Here is a 15,720-nt window from a genome sequence, read left to right on the forward strand (position 1 = left end):
GAGTAGCCCTCAGTGCCGGGTTAATAGTAGGACTTTAAAGCTGCCGTTGTCGGCGATTGTTTGACAGCTTTTAAACAAACCCTGCGCGCGTTTTTCGATACCGACAAATTGATTCACCACAATCAATGCCTGACCTTTTGGTGTAAGCCAGCGCTGCATGGCCTTGAGAAATTTCTCGGTAATATCGCCCGTGGGAGAGAAGCCCTGGTGAAAGGGTGGGTTACATAAAATCAGGTCGACGGGTGCACGTAGGGTGTTGCCATGTTCATCCAAGCCTCTATCGCCGGCAAAAACGTCAGCCCAACTTCCACAATTGGTATGACAGGCGATCAATGCCGCGGCGCAATTATCAGTCGCTAGCCATTGGGTGTTGGGCCAAGCCTGTTTGGTAGTGAGTTTTGCGCCGGCACTTAAGTAGCCGTAGCCACAGCCGAGGTCCAGTAGGCGCTTGGGTTTCGGTAAGTGTTCTAGAAGACCTCCTAGTTGGCTTAACAGGAAGGCGCTGCCGTCATCGATTTTTTGCCAGCCAAAGGTGCCGGGCTTGGACAGTAACACGTCATCTTGCCAGGTCACTGCAGGCCGAAGGCTTGGATAATCTTGGCTGTCTAGCTTGGCTTCCGGCTTATCATTTACGTCAATTGTAACCGTGTAATCGCTACCGGATTTATTGATTTTCTTATTGCCAAAACAGGACGCAGCATGGTCGGCAATGCTTTTAATACCTTCATTTTTTTGGCCAATAAGGCTAATCGTTGCGCCGGGTTCTAGCTTGTCGGCCAGTTGATTGAGGATGTGGTGATTCACTAATTTTTCTTTTGAAATGCGAAAAATAATATGTCGGTACGTTTGCGTGCTGAAGCAAGGCGTTAAATCCCAATCGGCAAACCAAGCGCGCTTTGCTCGTTCTTTAGCGCGCATGTGAATATCGTACCGGTTGGTCATGAGGTCAGGGAGTTCTCCCTGAGTGGACTCCAGTAGTGCGAGCACATTTTCGTCTGCCAGCCAGAGCGTTTGCTCGCAGGCTTGCGCCAATGTGTTAGAAAGCAGTCGGTCGGTGCTGGATAATTTGTGAGGTTTCATAGGGCTAAATACTGCTTATTTCGTCGGGCGTGAGTGGGCGATAGGCGCCTTCGGCGAGTGTGGGGTCGAGTAAAATGTCGCCGATGCGCTCGCGGTGTAAGGCAATCACCCGATTATTGACCGCGCCGAGCATGCGTTTAACTTGGTGGTATCGACCCTCAGAAATTGTGACCCGGCATTGGTTGTCCGGTAAGGCTTCGATAGTGGCTGGCCGCGTTGGGTGGGTTTCGTTGCGCAGTAAAATACCTTGGCGAAATTGTGCTTCGGCGCTATCGACGAGCGGCTCGGCCAGCGTCGCCAAATAGGTTTTTGCGCACTCTCGCTTCGGGCTAGTGACGCGATGATTCCAGCGGCCGTCATCGGTGATGAGTAGTAGTCCCGTGGTATCTAAATCCAATCGGCCGACAATTTGTAATCCGTGTCGGTTGGGCTCGTCCAATAAGTCGAGCACCGTGGGGTGGTGTGCGTCAGTGGTGGCGCACAGGTAACCAGCCGGTTTATGTAACATGAAATAACGCGCACCGGCGGCTTTGATGTTTTCACCGTCGAGGCTAACAACGTCTTCTGCTCTTACGGGGAATGCTGGGCTGGTGACGGCGCCCTCGTTCACCGTAATGCGGCCCTCTTTGAGTGCGGCTTGGACTTGTTTTCGGCTCAGGTCTGTTGCTTGGCTTACCCAGCGATCAATGCGCATCGGGCGTACTCGGTTTTGGTTGATCTAGGGCAACGTAATAGCTATCAGCTAAGTTGCCGAGTTGCGCAAGGGCAGTTGGTGTCATAAAGGCCTTCTCGAGGGCGAGCACTTGATACACGCCGCGGCGAATGAGCGCTTGGTTATTATCATCGCCAATATCGACTTGTAGTGTGGTGCGTAAAAAACTGATCCAGTTAGTAAGGATGATCCAAGCGTTGTAACTGAGGTCGCGCTGTTCTTGCGGACTCGCTTTTATTAAACCTGCCGTTGCCAAGGCTTGATGTAACTGCAAGGTTTTTTCAAAAACGGTATCGAATGTGCGCTTATGCAACTCTGCCAGTGTGGCTGATTCACTCAGTATGTGCTCAGTGTCGCGGTAAAAAAATCGGCAATGCCACAGCGCGTCGGCTAGTTGTTCGAGTAGCGCGGCTTTATCCACCATGGTGAATGCTCTGTCGCTGGGCGGCGTGAGTAGCGCTAGTACGTGAGCTTGGTGGCGCAGATACAGTTCGGCAATAATGTCGCTTTTATTGCGAAAGTGGTAGTAGAGGTTACCTGGTGATATACCCAGCTCGGCCGCAATGTGGTTGGTGGTAACTACGCGTTCGCCGCGCGCATTAAACAGCGTCTGGCTGATGCTGAGAATGCGGTCGCGGGTGTTCGGCTGGGGGCTGGATTGGTTCTTTGTCATGAGTTGGCGCGGCGATTGATCGGAGTGGGATTATACCTGCTTGACTCTCTAGAGCAAATACTCTAAAACTGCACCAATATCATTTTCCAGCTTTGAGGAGTGTCCATGAACACCGCCGCGCCCGCGTTTACCCATGCAGATCTAAGTGCCGAGCAGCTACAGGGCCTGCTAGCCGCCCAGCGTGCCAGCTACGGCAAGCGCCCCATGCCGTCGGTGGGCGAGCGCAAAGCAAATTTGCAACGCTTGAAATCCATGCTGCTAAAACATCAAGACGCGTTAATGGATGCCATGACAGCCGACTTTTCCGCGCGCTCGCGCCATGAAATGAAGCTGGCTGAAATTCTTAGCATGACAGAAATGATTGATTACTTGTGTAAGCGCTTAGCTAAGTGGATGAAGCCGGAAAAGCGCCATCTGGCGTTGCACATGCAGCCAGGCAAGGCGCGTGTTTACTATCAGCCGCTCGGCGTAGTTGGCATTATGGTGCCGTTTAACTATCCGTTGTTTTTAGCCTTGGGCCCCTTGGCGACAGCGTTAGCCGCGGGTAATCACGCGATGATAAAAATGCCGGAGGCCACGCCGGCAACCTCTGCGTTGTTGGCCGAGCTCATAGCCGACACCTTTTCCGCCGATCACGTTACCGTGGTTAATGGTGGGCCCGCCGTGGCGGCATTGTTTTCATCATTGCCTTTCGATCATATTTTGTTTACCGGCGCTGGTAGCATTGGCAAGCACGTCATGCGCGCAGCCGCTGAAAACTTAACCCCGGTAACCTTGGAATTGGGCGGCAAGTCGCCGGTTATTGTCGCCGATGATTTTGATATCGAAGAGGCCGCAAGGCGTTTGTGTTTCAGTAAGTCGATGAATGCGGGGCAAACCTGTGTGGCGCCAGATTATATTTTTCTTCCGCGCAGAAAGCTCGACGCATTTAAGGTTGCCTATAAAAAAGCCTTCAATACCTTTTACCCCACGGTTAATAATAATCCCGACGTGACAGCTGTAATTAGCGACCGTCATAATCAACGTTTACAGGGCTGGGTAAAAGAAGCGCAAGCGCAGGGCGCTCTGGTTGAGCCGGTAACCGATGAGGTGGTCACCGACGGCACGCGCCGCACGGTAACGCAGTTGGTCACCAACGTGACGCGTGACATGATGCTGATGCAAGAGGAAATATTTGGCCCGGTTTTACCACTGTTGACATACGATAGCTTGGATGAAGTGATTCGCTACGTGAACGAAGGCGACAGGCCTTTAGCCTTATATTATTTTGGTTTCGATAAGGCACAGCAGCAGCGCGTGCTGGATGAGACTCATTCGGGCGCCGTGGTATTTAATGAAACTATGTTCCATGTCGCGGTGGATGATTTACCTTTCGGCGGTATTGGCCCGTCGGGTATGGGGCAGTATCACGGCAAGGAGGGCTTTTTAACCTTTAGCAAACCAAAATCAGTGCTCTATAAGCCACGCTTTAATGGCATGAAAATGTTGTACCCGCCCTATGGTGGTTTGGTCGATAAGGTGTTGGGCTTTTTGATCGGTAAATAATTCACTGATCCGTCAGTGCTATATTAAGCCACTGGGCTGGTAAGTTTTCTTGCCAGCCTTTTTCTTGCCAGTCAATTTGACTGATGGCGTAAATGAATTTTGGTGCCGCGTTGCAGTTCAGGCTAATTTTTTCGCCGCTCACCGGGTGGGTGAAGTCCAAGCCTACGGCACTGAGTAGTAGATGGTCAGCGCCGAATTGGTTGGCAAAGAAGTGGTTGTGTTTACTTTTTCCATGTTTCGCATCGCCCACGATGGGGTGCCCCGTGTGTTTCATATGGCGGCGAATTTGATGCTTTCTGCCGGTCTTAGGTTTACATAGCACAAGGGAGTAGTAGCTCACCGGGTATTTGTCTACCGCAAAAGGCAGTTCGCACCTGGCTTGCGTATAAAATTCAGTGAGTGCAGTTTGTGGTTCTTTATCGGTGGCGCGATGTTTGTCGGCAATGCGGTCTAATTTTACCGATAACGGGTGATCGCAGTGTTGGCTTTGCATGTGGCCGCGACAAAGTGCGAGATAGTGTTTTTGTACGCGGTGCTCGGCGAAATCTTCACTGAGCGCACGCGCGACATCCGGGTTGAGCGCGAATAACAAAATGCCTGATGTGGGCTTATCGAGCCGATGAATAGGGTAGACGTGTTGTTCAATTTGATCGCGCAGTATTTGTACTGCAAACCGCGTTTCGTGCCGATCAATAGGGCTGCGATGCACCAATAAGCCCGATGGTTTGTTGATGGCGACCAGGTGTTCGTCTCGAAAAATAATAGGGAGCTTTTCAGTCATCGGGTGCCGGCTGTCCGGTTTAATGGAAAGGTGAATTATAAAAATAAAAACCAAGCCTTTCTTGCGTCAGCGCTTGGTTTTAGTGAGACGTTTTGGTGCGTTAAGCTCGTAGCTTGTTGGGGGCGGCCAACCGCCTTGTAGCTTGCAAGCCAAACTTAAATCGATTTTTCGCCTGAGTCGACGGATTGATAAATCAGCGTGTTAATCGTCATTGGGCCAACGCCGCCGGGAACTGGTGTGTAGGCGCTGACGCGACCAATGAGTGGGGCAAGCTCGATGTCGCCAACGCCACCTGGGTGGTAGCCGGCATCCACAACCACGGCACCATCTTTAATCCACTCGGCTTTGATAAATTCCGGTTTGCCCACGGCGCCCACAACAATGTCGGCCTGCTTAATATGCTGAGCTAGGTTTTGCGTGCGCGAATGACAGATGGTAACGGTGGCATTGGCACCGAGCAGCATCATGGCCATGGGTTTGCCGAGAATAGGGCTGCGGCCAACCACCACGGCGTGTTTGCCGGCCAGCTCAATGTTGTAGGCTTCCAGTAAACGCATAATGCCTTTCGGTGTGGCGCAACCGTAGGCCTCTTCGCCCATGCTCATGCGACCAAAGCCGAGGCAGGTAACGCCATCGACATCTTTGTGCAGGGCTATGGCATCGAAACAGGCGCGCTCGTCAATTTGCGCCGGCACCGGGTGCTGCAGCAAAATACCGTGTACGTTAGGGTTGGTGTTTAATTCGTCGATTTTCGCCAGCAGCTGCTCTGTGGTTGTGCTGCTCGGCATTTCGACTCGAATTGAGCCCATGCCGATGCGCTCGCAGGCATTGCCTTTCATTTTTACGTAAGTGGCGCTGGCTGGGTCGTCGCCCACTAAGACGGTTGCCAAAATGGGGGTTTGACCGTCACTTTTGGTTTTCAGTGCCGCCACGCGGGCGCTAAGTTCTTGTTCTGTCTTTAGGGCAAGAGCTTTGCCGTCAAGTAGCAGTGCTGCCATGGCAGTGCTTTCCTTTATAGGTGTTTAATAGGGGGTAGGTTCAATCTGCCCGCGCATTGTCCCACAGCTGCCGCAGAGCGCCAATAGGCCAGAAAGAGTCGGGCGGCGGTGGCCGTGTCTGTGACTAAAAAGGCTAAAGTAATCAGATACCTATTATGAAAAAATCCTCATATTTTTCGTTGACGAGGGCAGGGTGCATGGGTATGATGCGCTCCACTTGAAACGGCAACAGGCCGTAACAGGTATGTCGGAGTGTAGCGCAGTCTGGTAGCGCGCCTGGTTTGGGACCAGGATGTCGGGGGTTCGAATCCCTCCTCTCCGACCAATTTTCCTAGCGTTAGTTACACTTAGGTGTCGATCAGCGCCCGTAGCTCAGTCGGATAGAGCAACGGCCTTCTAAGCCGTGGGTCGCAGGTTCGAATCCTGCCGGGCGCGCCATGTTGGCAGCCGGTCAGTTGTAACAACCACACCGCATTATGGTGGGCGTAGCTCAGTTGGTAGAGCCCTGGATTGTGATTCCAGTCGTCGGGGGTTCAAGTCCCCTCGTCCACCCCATTTTCTATTTTTCATCCTATCGATACTTCCCGCCTTGCTGCTTTTGATGCAAAGCATTTGATCACACCTGCTATAAACCGCTTTATTCTACTCTTTGGGTATAGCCGTATTGGTCCAACAATCTTTGATGCTTGTGTGTATATCGGCGGCATCGCCATTTTGACCGATCGAGCGGTTAGCTGACCCTAGTTTGTGCTCGCCATATTTATCTTTAAATGGCTCATGTTGGGCTGACTGCTTTACATTTGCCTTTTTCGTCCGACTTATTTGATGCGATGCTTCGTATTAACCTTGCCGCTGGTTTCTCAATGTATCTAAACGATAGGTAGGCAATGAAGGTGCTCAAAATAAGAGCTAATACGAGCTTCAGCTCAACCAGCATATCGAGCGTATTGACGTGGGTAATAACTGGGATATGTAGTAAATACAGAGAGTAGGATATTTTCCCCATGAAATCGCCGATTTTGTTGGCGAGTAATATGTTGTTATTAGGCACTAAAAATACGATGCAAAAAATACCGTGCTCATAACAAGTAGTACTTCGTAACTTAGCCACATTTTGGTCTTTGCGTCAGATGTTACGGGCGAAAACTGTGGGTACAGTAATGGGATGAGGCAGAGTGCGAGTATGAACCAGTGTCGCCGTAAGTATTCTGGTGCGGTGAAGGATTTATACTGCATTCCTAAGATTAAGCCAATAAGAAAATAGGGCAGGCTCCGAAATAAATAAAACACGTTGGACTTAATGCCGCCGATGTTCCCAATTACTTTGGGGAAGTTTGTAAAAAAAAGAATAATCAATATGGCGAGTATAAGCATATAAATATAGCCGCTTCTCGATTTTGCAAAAAACCAAAAGCCAATAAAATTGCACTTCCGGCGAAATTGTCCAAAGGACGCTCTCTCCATGCATGAAAAGTAAGTGGGATAGTAATGCGTTGGCGTCAGTAATTTCATAAAGCCCATCAGCCCCTGTTAGGGATAGTAGGTAAGAGCCAAATACAACGAGAAAATAGAGGGGGAGAATTCTACCGGCACGGGCCAGAGCGTAGCTTTTAAGGTTGGCGGGGTTGAACTGTCTATCAAAATATAGATATGACATCAAAAAACCGCTAAGTAAGAAAAATAGCATCACGCCGTATTGTCCCGCGGGGCCGCCTAGGCTCCCGTCAAGCCAGTTGGTGGCGTCGCTAAAGTGAGTAATAAAAACAATGAGCGCCGCCAGACCTCGCAGTGTATTTAACGTCCTGATTTCCAAAGCTTACTCCGGTTGCTCGAATGAATTGCAGAATGGATTCTTCTGGAAAATGTAAGCGCTATAGCTGTGTGGTGATGCCAGTCGTGCCTCAGTGCTATTTAGCAGTGCTGTCGTAAAAAGCAATGCGGTTCTGGCTTTCAAGAGTGTTTCATACCAGAAAAACTCCGGAACACATGTTGTTTGAGTTTTTTACTTGCCTGCTTTTTCTAAAACGTCGTGTACGCTCATTAACGCATTGGGCGTGTTTTTTATCGCATAGGCAGCTTAATAATAAACGTGGTGCCCTTGCCCGGTTGTGATTCCACGCTGATTTGGCCGCCATGGTGTTCGGTGATAATAAAATACGAAACGGAAAGGCCTAGTCCTGTACCTTGACCTACATCCTTGGTGGTAAAGAAAGGCTCGAAAATGTGCCGGCGCACATTTTCATGCATGCCTGGGCCATTGTCTGCGATTTCAACGCAGTACCAATCATTGTCTATGTAGGTTGCGACCCTAATGATTGGATTTAGCGGCGCGCCATATTCTGTTTGTTGGAAGGCCTGAAAGGCGTTGCGCAATAGATTTAGAATGACCTGCTGGATTTCAACGGCGGAGCAGGTGAGTCTAGGTAGACTGGTGTCGTAGTTTTTTACTATTCTGGGTAGTTCGATATCATCACCCGTGTCAATTTGCATGCTTTGGGTGGCTAAGTCGAGTGAGTTATCCAGTAGTTGAATGATGTCGGTGGGCGATTGATCGCGGTGTTGGCTGCGCGAAAACTCTAACATGTTGCTGACTATGCGCGCGGATCTTTCACCTGCTTCGCGTATGTGGTTTAAAAAGGTGGGAATGTCTCTGTGCTGCCAATAGCGATCCAGTTGTGCTAAATCTACCTTAAGCTTTCCGGCCTCTACTTTATTCATGTCTTGCTTGGCATCGGTACGTCGAATGATGTTTTGCACATTGTTTAAAATGGCGGCCAGCGGGTTGTTGATTTCATGTGCCATGCCGGCGGCAAGTTCGCCCAGGGATAACATTTTTTCATTTTGAATCATCATGTTTTCTACCCGCACACGCAGTGTTACATCGTCGATGCGGATGACGGCGCCACCCATGTCTAGCGCCATGAGCGGATAAACGGTGATATCGGAATAGCTGGCGTGATTGCCACTGCCTTGCTGGAGATTTTCAAGGGTCTGTGGGATTTGCGAGTCGATAGCCGCTTCAATCGTGGCCTGTGAAATCACCAGCTCTGGGTAGATTTCATCAATACTGTTGCCGAGCGCGGCTTTTGAACTGATACCGATAAGCCGCTCCGCCGCGGCATTCCACAAAGTGATATGGCCCGCGCGGCTAACACCGATCAACACGGAAGGCATAGAGTTGATGATGGAGTGCAGATAGTCTTGCGTTTCCCTTAACAGTTCTTCGGCAATTTCATGTCTTGCGGCGGCATCCGACAGTTGATTGTTGGTGTTGCGTAGCGATTCAGTGCGTTCTTCAATGCGTGATTCTAGGTTGGCCTTGGCCTGCTCTAGGGCTATTTGCGCTCGTTTATATTTGACGCGGCTCTTTTGTAGCAGACCAATCATCACGGCTTGCAAGGCTGCAAGGGCGAGTAAGGTCCAGAACCCGAGATCGAGATCGCTGCTAATGCTCGCATGGCACAAGCTGGGCATAAGCAGTAGGGCACTGGTGTAGCCAATATGTAGCGGAGTGGGGCGGTAGCGGGTAGTGTGTTTTTCGGGCTTGCTCATGCCTGCCTCTAGTTGCCGTTTTGGGCTATTGTATAGCCTTTTTCTGTTTCACTGCTCTGGTTAATAAATGGTCAAAAAGCGTTTATAAATCAATTTGTTAGCTTTTTTAGTAAAGTGATTGACAGGCTCGGCTAAAACGGTAGAATGCGCGACCTGAACAACGGGTGGTTAGCTCAGTTGGTAGAGCGGCGCCCTTACAAGGCGTAGGTCACAGGTTCGACCCCTGTACCACCCACCATATTTGGTAGTTGTTAACGCAGTTAATAACGCCAGCCCGGTTATGCGGACCGGTAGTTCAGTTGGTTAGAATGCCGGCCTGTCACGCCGGAGGTCGCGGGTTCGAGTCCCGTCCGGTCCGCCACTACAAATAAAAAAGCCCTCCTCGCGAGGGCTTTTTTATTTGTAGGCTGGATTATTAGCGCGTGTGAGTTATATCCCTCATCTCAAGAGCCGCAAGTAATTTTCCCTTCGCTGCGAGCCCCGGATTTCCTTCTGCTTTACTTTCCATTGCTCGATTGCATGTTATTCATGCTTGAGGCTGAATTTCAGTGGCATGGCTGAACCTTTCGCGATTTTAATAGTCTGAGGCTTCGCTTGGTGGGCCATTAGGCTGTTTGTGTCGTATTTCAAAGCTGTCATGCAGATGTCATGAATGTTGACTATGCTCATTAGGCATTAAAAAGTTAAGTTTTAGATATGGAGATATATCATGCAGGATTATGTAGAAGAGTTGTTGGACTTACTGGAGGCCGAAGAGTCTGAAGAGCCTTGGGTCAGTGAGTCCTTAGGTTTGTAGTTCCCCGTTAACACCAGATTTGTTATTCCCTCCTTAATCTGGTGAGTTCATCACAGCCCTCATCCTTATTGTCGATCATACTTACACCTTCTATAGTTGATGAACTTATTATCCTCGTGGGCGTTGATCCTACGGTTTAGCCGATGTGGGTCGGTATGGGACTTGTGTTATGCCATTCGCGCCAGACGAGTTAGCTGAAGCGGTTTACGTCTTCAAAGGTAATCGAATCATTCGGGAGATGCTCTATCCCGAGTTCGAGGCCATTCTCGATGGTTATGTCCCTATCCCTGAGTTTGCCAATAAACAGGTTAAGGGCGTTTATGTTCGCATTAACGCGCGTTTTTTCGTGGTCGCAGCGGTATTTTTTTACATCGAGTTCGACGCCGAAGGCTTCCCCGATCGGCGCTGGAATATTCCCTTAGCGCAGCTTGCGGATACTGCAAAAAGTGGCCCGGATTTAGGAGCTGGTGCAATCGCTTTGGCCTGCGCCTCACAGTGCGCAATCGAGTGGCATCAGCCCAAGCTTTGGGACCCTAGCATGGCTAGCGGTAAAAATAATTTTTCCATGCTGAAAAAGTCCGTGAAGGCCAATCGTCTGGGGCTTATTTTCAAGGCTCCGCAAGGTGAGGCTGCAATGGCTCATCAAGCGACGCAAGCCAGCATGGATACGGCGTCGGCACGGGCACTAAAGGAAAAATATGAAACTGAGGTAAGAACTCATGTTGCGCAACTGTTAAAAGAGCAGCGCTTTCGGATGGGGGTTCAGAAAAATCAGTTTCAGGAGCAGGTCGATACGCTGAAGTCTGAGCATCAGAGTCGGCTGGCACGGTATCAAGAGCGTTTAGCCGAGCAGGATAAGGACATTGAAAATATGCGATTGCTCAATGCGCAACTGAAAGAGCGCATGGAATCGCAAATGGTAAAGATGGACGGGATACGCGAGTACTTCGAGCACAAGTTAAAGTCGGCCCAGTCGGGTGAAAAAGAAAGCATCGAATCCTTGCGTAAGCAGTATGAATTAGAGATGCAATTGAAGGTTGAGGCCGCGACCTCTGAATTACAAGACATGATACAGATGCGCGATATGGAGTTAATGTATCGCAATGAGCAGGAATCGAGTTTAAATGAAGAGGTTGCTCGGCTAAGGGACGAAGTTCAAAATCTGGTCAGTAACTCAGGTAATGAGGTATTAAGCCATCTTCAGGAGCGCGGTATTAACTTTGTGGCCTATCAGCCCGGTGCCGGGCACATTACGATTCCCGTTGCGGACTTAACCGTGTACACCGAAAGCCCTCAGGATTATGCTGCCAAGAAGTGTGGCCTGACGCCGGTGCAATACCGCACTTGGCTCGTTCATTACCAAAACCCCTCCTGCTGCGCGTTAAATTCAGACGGTAGTGTCTGCGGCGTGCCGATTGACCGAATTCATAACCCCAATGACTTTCACCCAGGTGAAAATGACCGTTGCGCTACCCATCGAGCGACGCTTGTTCACGCCATGGCAGCGTCCTCTTAGTGTAAGAGTTCCCCAGTTTAATTATGGTTTTTATCGCGGAATCAATTGCTGAGACGGCTTCTCATGTCCCGGTGCAGCGGGTTACTTGGACCTTAATGGATAACCATGGTTTAGAGCTTTGGGTTAGGCGGGATGATTTGTTACCCGCCTGGTGCCAGGGCAATAAATACTACAAGTTGTATCACAACCTACATGCGGTTAACGACTGTCGCGTGGTAGTTAGCTTCGGCGGTGCGTTTTCTAATCATCTGCACGCGCTCGCCTTGGCGGCGCAAGCGTATGGGATCGTATGCGTTGGCATAGTGCGCGGCGAGAGGCCGGTTCGGCTCAGTCCTACGTTGGCTGATGTGGAGGCGGCGGGAATGCGTTTGGTATTTGCTTCTCGAGTCGAGTATCGGCGCTTAACGGGAGCTTTACCTGAGTCTGAGCGCTTGGCAGCGGTGGCGAGATTACTGAACCGCGACCCGCTTGAGCTTCATGTGGTGCCAGAAGGCGGTGCAAACGCCGCGGGTATGGCTGGTTGTACCGAGCTTGGCGTCAGCATTGCGGCGCAAGCCTTGGCTCAGTTTGGCCGCCCATCTCCCTATGACGATGTGCTTTTGCCGGTGGCTACCGGAACCACTCTGGCTGGGCTAGCCATGGGTTTGCCACGGGATTGGAGCGTTTCAGGTGTTTCAGTATTAGGTGCGACGTTAAAAGGCGGTAGAAGTCCCGTGTCGGATGAGATTACTCAGAGCATAGGCTCGGTTCCTTCTGCTAAGTGGCGTTTAATGGAGGGCGATGGGTTGGGAGGTTATGCTCGCACGACGCCGGCACTACTGGCATTTATGGATGAGTTTTATGATGAAACCGGCATACTTTTAGATCAGGTGTATACTGGGAAGCTGTTTTGGGTCATCGCCCAGCAAGCTCAGAGGGAATATTGGCGCCCCCGTTCCCGTTTGCTGGCTTTACATACAGGCGGTTTACAAGGGCGGCGAGGGTTGGAGTGGCATAGCGTATGAAGGGTATGGATATAGCGTTAATGGAAGAGTCTTCGGCCTTAGATTTTGGTTGGGTAAGAACCTTAGTGCCGCTGAAAGCCATGGGCGATGCGCACTTATTGGAGCTGTTGCAGCATTGCCCTGCGCAAATGGCCTTTAAAGGGCAAAGCTTATTCGACGCCGGTAGTTACGATCGCCAGCATATTTATCTGTTGCATGGCGATGTTGAGCTACGTAAACCCGATGGTAGTTCAGCGTTGGTAAAGGGTCGTAGCAGCTTGTTTCCTTTGGCGGATGAGCAGCCTAGGCCATGTTCAGCCGTTGCGTTAACTGATAGCAGTATCCTTCGAATTAATAGTGAGCAATTAGACAAGCTATTAACCTGGAGTCAGGTTGCGGAGTATTTGCAGATTGATACCGCCTATCAGCCTGAGCTTGATGAAGACGTCGACTGGATGTTAACGGTGCTTAAGTCGAATCTTTTTTTCAAGGTTCCACCCACCAATATTGGCGATATATTCACTCGCTTACGGCCGCAGAGGGTCGTGAAAGGCCAGGTGATTTTACGCCAGGGTGAAATAGGCGATGGTTGTTATTTCATTAAAGAAGGCTGTGCCGAAGTGCTTCGCTCCGCGGACGGTGTGCAGCGGCCGATTCATCTGGCAGATATTGGGCCTGGGCGTTGCTTTGGTGAAGATGCGTTGGTCAACGAAACGGTTCGAAATGCGACTGTAAAAATGACTACAGATGGTGTCTTGATGGTGATGGATAAACTCGACTTTATTCATTTGCTCAAGGAGCCGCAGGTTAATCAGCTGCCACTAACAGCACTTCAGTCGGTGCAGACTCACGCGGTTTTGATTGATGTGCGCACTGAAGATGAATATGCCCTTGGGCATTTAAATCAAGCCGTTAGTATTCCCCTTGGTCTGTTGCGGTTAAAAACACGCATGCTCGATTTGGCGCAGGAATACGTGCTTTATTGTGATACGGGCAGGCGCTCCCACGCTGCAACCTACCTTTTGCAAAAGCTAGGTTATAAAGTTAGTTATTTGCAGAAGGGAGTAAATCAAGACCTCGATTTACGTCGACAGTTGGCGATCAACAAAGGTGATTATTTATTGCGAGACGGGCGCGCAATAGCTGTCATCGACGCGGGCCAGTAGTCGTTTACCCACATAAAACGACGTTTTTCGAGCCAGTGGTCTGCACCTAATTCCACCTCGGCCACCAATAAAGCTTGGGCATTGGGTATTTTGCGTTGTCCCTGCATGAGTTTGGTTAGGCTCTGGGTGTTAAGTAGAATTGGCGTCTCCAAATACAGTTGGCTGTAGGCTCCGAGTTCTGTAGGGCTTAAATTTTTTACAAAATCTACAGGGCATTTGGCTGGGCTTAACCAATAAAGCCTCGGTAATAGCAGCCAGTGTTTATCGGTCTTGCCGTGCTGTTCTAGCCAATGCGGCGTCTCCCCGTAATGTAACCAGCGGCCATTGCTACACTCTTGATTGACATAATCTGAGTGCTCTAATCCCGTTGGCTGTTGATAGTGTTGGAACAGCCAGCCTTTCATGACCAGCTTTTGCTTGAACTTAGTGCTTTCTATGCTGGGCATCTCTTTGTTTGCAAGCCATTGGTCTATTTGCAGTCTCGCCCTCGGGTCGAGAGCGAGTGGTAGTTGATGGTTTAACAGACGATCTAATTTAAGGTCTAATCTGTCACGGCTGTTGGGGCCTATCCACCCTGTAGCTTGGTCTGAATACTTTGCTTCCAGGTAAAACTTTACCGCTAGCTCGTAGTGAAAATAGGTTCTTTTTTGATCGCAATAGCTGAGTAAATCGAGCGCGCCCAAGGTAGCTCCCGCGTGGATGATTTGTCGGTTCGCTGCAATGACCGTTTGATTAAAATGATGGCTCACTAGAAGCTGCCAGAGCTGCTCGAAATACAAACCCAGTCGTTTTTTCGGTTCTAGTAATGGCGTTGATGGTAGCTCAGTGATTTGTTTTCGGCTAAGCGTGCCATAGTCTTGCTTGGTGAGGCTGTTGACATAATCTAGTTTGGGTAATTCTTTGCTCGTCAGGCTCCATGCGAGGTCTCGGGCCTGTTGTTGGCCGCGCCAGGCAAGGATTTGGTCAGGTGTGGGCAATGTTTTTTGACCTCGCAGGCGTTATACTGTCGAGCCTAAACATGCAGAGTACCAGCTAAATGGCAGAGTTTTCTACAATCGGCTTAATTGGTCGCCTTGGCGGCGATCGCGCTGTGTACACCCTCAAGCGGTTGATCAAATTTCTCGAGCGGGAAAATAAGCATGTACTGCTCGATGATACCTTGTTACGTGATTTTTCAGGTCACAACTGTGAGGTTGCCAGTAGAGAGCAACTTGGCCAGCGCTGTGACCTTGTTATAGTGGTTGGCGGCGACGGCAGTCTGCTCGGTGCTGCACGTTCTTTAGCGAAATATAAAGTGCCTGTGCTCGGTGTTAACCGTGGCCGTTTAGGCTTTTTAACCGATATTTCGCCCGATGACATCGAGGAAAAAACCGCAGAGGTGTTATCCGGTAAATTCATGATGGAGTCTCGCTTTCTTCTGGATATGGCGGTGACTCGAAATGGCAAGGCGGTAGGTCAGGGTGATGCCTTAAATGACGTGGTGCTGCATCCAGGTCAATTTATTCGCATGATTGAGTTTGAACTGTATATCGATGGCCAATTTGTCTACAGTCAGCGTTCAGACGGCCTTATTATTTCAACGCCGACCGGTTCAACAGCTTATGCTCTCAGTGGCGGCGGCCCAATTATGCACCCACGGCTTGAGGCCATTGTGCTAGTGCCGATGAATCCTCATACACTCTCAAGCCGCCCGATTGTAGTAGACGGCAATAGCGAAATTAAAATTTTAGTGGGCGATCACAATACGACGTCTCCCCATGTTACCTGTGACGGTCAGACGCACGTGGTTGCAGAGCCGGGCGACGAGATACACGTGCATAAAAAGCCCCACAGGTTGCAATTGATTCATCCGTTAAATCATAACTTTTATGAAACTTGCCGCACCAAATTGGGGTGGGGTAGTCATCTAGTGGATTAA

At 50.0% G+C, this 15,720-nt stretch carries 14 protein-coding genes and 5 tRNA genes; 10 read left to right on the top strand and 9 right to left on the bottom strand.

Going from position 1 to position 15,720, the window contains the following annotated elements:
• Positions 1-9: 9 nt before the first annotated feature.
• Genes ACGHTT_RS07930 through ACGHTT_RS07940 form a run of 3 tightly spaced genes read right to left on the bottom strand, consistent with a single transcriptional unit; the run spans position 10 to position 2,465 of the window.
• Positions 10-1,080: a class I SAM-dependent methyltransferase gene (locus ACGHTT_RS07930; protein WP_390594590.1), complete on the bottom strand. Its 1,071-nt coding sequence runs from the start codon at positions 1,078-1,080 to the stop codon at positions 10-12.
• A gap of 4 nt (positions 1,081-1,084) precedes the next feature.
• Positions 1,085-1,774, bottom strand: coding sequence for a 16S rRNA pseudouridine(516) synthase RsuA (gene rsuA / locus ACGHTT_RS07935; RefSeq protein WP_390594592.1), 690 nt, complete (start codon positions 1,772-1,774; stop codon positions 1,085-1,087).
• Positions 1,764-2,465 carry a TetR/AcrR family transcriptional regulator gene (locus tag ACGHTT_RS07940; protein ID WP_390594593.1) on the bottom strand — a complete coding sequence of 234 codons (702 nt, stop codon included), beginning with the start codon at positions 2,463-2,465 and terminating at the stop codon, positions 1,764-1,766. The genes rsuA and ACGHTT_RS07940 overlap by 11 nt, the downstream gene beginning before the upstream one ends.
• A 105-nt stretch (positions 2,466-2,570) precedes the next feature.
• On the opposite strand from ACGHTT_RS07940, the gene ACGHTT_RS07945 reads away from it, so the two are divergent.
• Positions 2,571-4,010, top strand: coding sequence for a coniferyl aldehyde dehydrogenase (locus ACGHTT_RS07945; RefSeq protein ID WP_390594594.1), 1,440 nt, complete (start codon positions 2,571-2,573; stop codon positions 4,008-4,010).
• 1 nt (position 4,011) lies between these two features.
• Here ACGHTT_RS07945 and ACGHTT_RS07950 read toward each other — a convergent pair whose 3' ends face one another.
• Entirely contained in the window at positions 4,012-4,791 is a 780-nt protein-coding gene (locus ACGHTT_RS07950; RefSeq protein ID WP_390594595.1) for a pseudouridine synthase, read from the bottom strand.
• A 155-nt stretch (positions 4,792-4,946) separates the two neighbouring features.
• Positions 4,947-5,789, bottom strand: coding sequence for a bifunctional methylenetetrahydrofolate dehydrogenase/methenyltetrahydrofolate cyclohydrolase FolD (gene folD, locus ACGHTT_RS07955; protein ID WP_390594596.1), 843 nt, complete (start codon positions 5,787-5,789; stop codon positions 4,947-4,949).
• Positions 5,790-6,037: 248 nt separating this feature from the next.
• Here folD and ACGHTT_RS07960 point away from each other — a divergent pair.
• The 3 genes from ACGHTT_RS07960 to ACGHTT_RS07970 all read left to right on the top strand — a co-directional run bounded on the left by ACGHTT_RS07960 (position 6,038) and on the right by ACGHTT_RS07970 (position 6,344).
• Positions 6,038-6,114, top strand: a tRNA-Pro gene (locus tag ACGHTT_RS07960).
• Between the two features lie 36 nt (positions 6,115-6,150).
• A tRNA-Arg gene (locus ACGHTT_RS07965) sits at positions 6,151-6,227 on the top strand.
• 41 nt (positions 6,228-6,268) lie between these two features.
• Positions 6,269-6,344, top strand: a tRNA-His gene (locus ACGHTT_RS07970).
• Between the two features lie 220 nt (positions 6,345-6,564).
• Here the strand turns inward: ACGHTT_RS07970 and ACGHTT_RS07975 are convergent.
• From ACGHTT_RS07975 to ACGHTT_RS07985, 3 genes are all read right to left on the bottom strand, one after another.
• Positions 6,565-6,900: an acyltransferase family protein gene (locus tag ACGHTT_RS07975; protein ID WP_390594597.1), complete on the bottom strand. Its 336-nt coding sequence runs from the start codon at positions 6,898-6,900 to the stop codon at positions 6,565-6,567.
• A gap of 186 nt (positions 6,901-7,086) precedes the next feature.
• The gene (locus ACGHTT_RS07980) at positions 7,087-7,602 is read right to left on the bottom strand and encodes an acyltransferase family protein (RefSeq protein WP_390594598.1); all 516 of its coding nucleotides are present in this window, start codon (positions 7,600-7,602) and stop codon (positions 7,087-7,089) included.
• Positions 7,603-7,850: 248 nt separating this feature from the next.
• The gene (locus tag ACGHTT_RS07985) at positions 7,851-9,341 is read right to left on the bottom strand and encodes a nitrogen regulation protein NR(II) (protein ID WP_390594599.1); all 1,491 of its coding nucleotides are present in this window, start codon (positions 9,339-9,341) and stop codon (positions 7,851-7,853) included.
• A gap of 162 nt (positions 9,342-9,503) precedes the next feature.
• Between ACGHTT_RS07985 and ACGHTT_RS07990 the strand changes: the two genes are divergently transcribed.
• From ACGHTT_RS07990 to ACGHTT_RS08010, 5 genes are all read left to right on the top strand, one after another.
• Positions 9,504-9,579: transfer RNA gene (locus ACGHTT_RS07990), tRNA-Val, on the top strand.
• 46 nt (positions 9,580-9,625) lie between these two features.
• Positions 9,626-9,702 (top strand) — tRNA-Asp (locus ACGHTT_RS07995).
• A 604-nt stretch (positions 9,703-10,306) separates the two neighbouring features.
• Complete coding sequence (locus tag ACGHTT_RS08000) at positions 10,307-11,653, top strand: sodium:proton antiporter (protein ID WP_390594600.1); 1,347 nt, start codon at positions 10,307-10,309, stop codon at positions 11,651-11,653.
• 95 nt (positions 11,654-11,748) lie between these two features.
• The gene (locus tag ACGHTT_RS08005; RefSeq protein WP_390594601.1) at positions 11,749-12,657 is read left to right on the top strand and encodes a 1-aminocyclopropane-1-carboxylate deaminase/D-cysteine desulfhydrase; all 909 of its coding nucleotides are present in this window, start codon (positions 11,749-11,751) and stop codon (positions 12,655-12,657) included.
• Positions 12,654-13,802 (top strand): cyclic nucleotide-binding domain-containing protein, encoded by a 1,149-nt coding sequence (locus ACGHTT_RS08010; protein WP_390594602.1) that lies wholly within the window; start codon positions 12,654-12,656, stop codon positions 13,800-13,802. The genes ACGHTT_RS08005 and ACGHTT_RS08010 overlap by 4 nt, the downstream gene beginning before the upstream one ends.
• Here ACGHTT_RS08010 and ACGHTT_RS08015 read toward each other — a convergent pair.
• Entirely contained in the window at positions 13,751-14,779 is a 1,029-nt protein-coding gene (locus tag ACGHTT_RS08015) for a DUF1853 family protein (RefSeq protein ID WP_390594603.1), read from the bottom strand. The genes ACGHTT_RS08010 and ACGHTT_RS08015 overlap by 52 nt on opposite strands.
• Positions 14,780-14,838: 59 nt before the next feature.
• Here ACGHTT_RS08015 and ACGHTT_RS08020 point away from each other — a divergent pair, with 59 nt between their 5' ends.
• Positions 14,839-15,720, top strand: coding sequence for an NAD(+) kinase (locus ACGHTT_RS08020; RefSeq protein ID WP_390594604.1), 882 nt, complete (start codon positions 14,839-14,841; stop codon positions 15,718-15,720).

Source organism: Simiduia litorea, from assembly GCF_042853465.1.
Taxonomy (GTDB): Bacteria; Pseudomonadota; Gammaproteobacteria; order Pseudomonadales; family Cellvibrionaceae; genus Simiduia; species Simiduia litorea.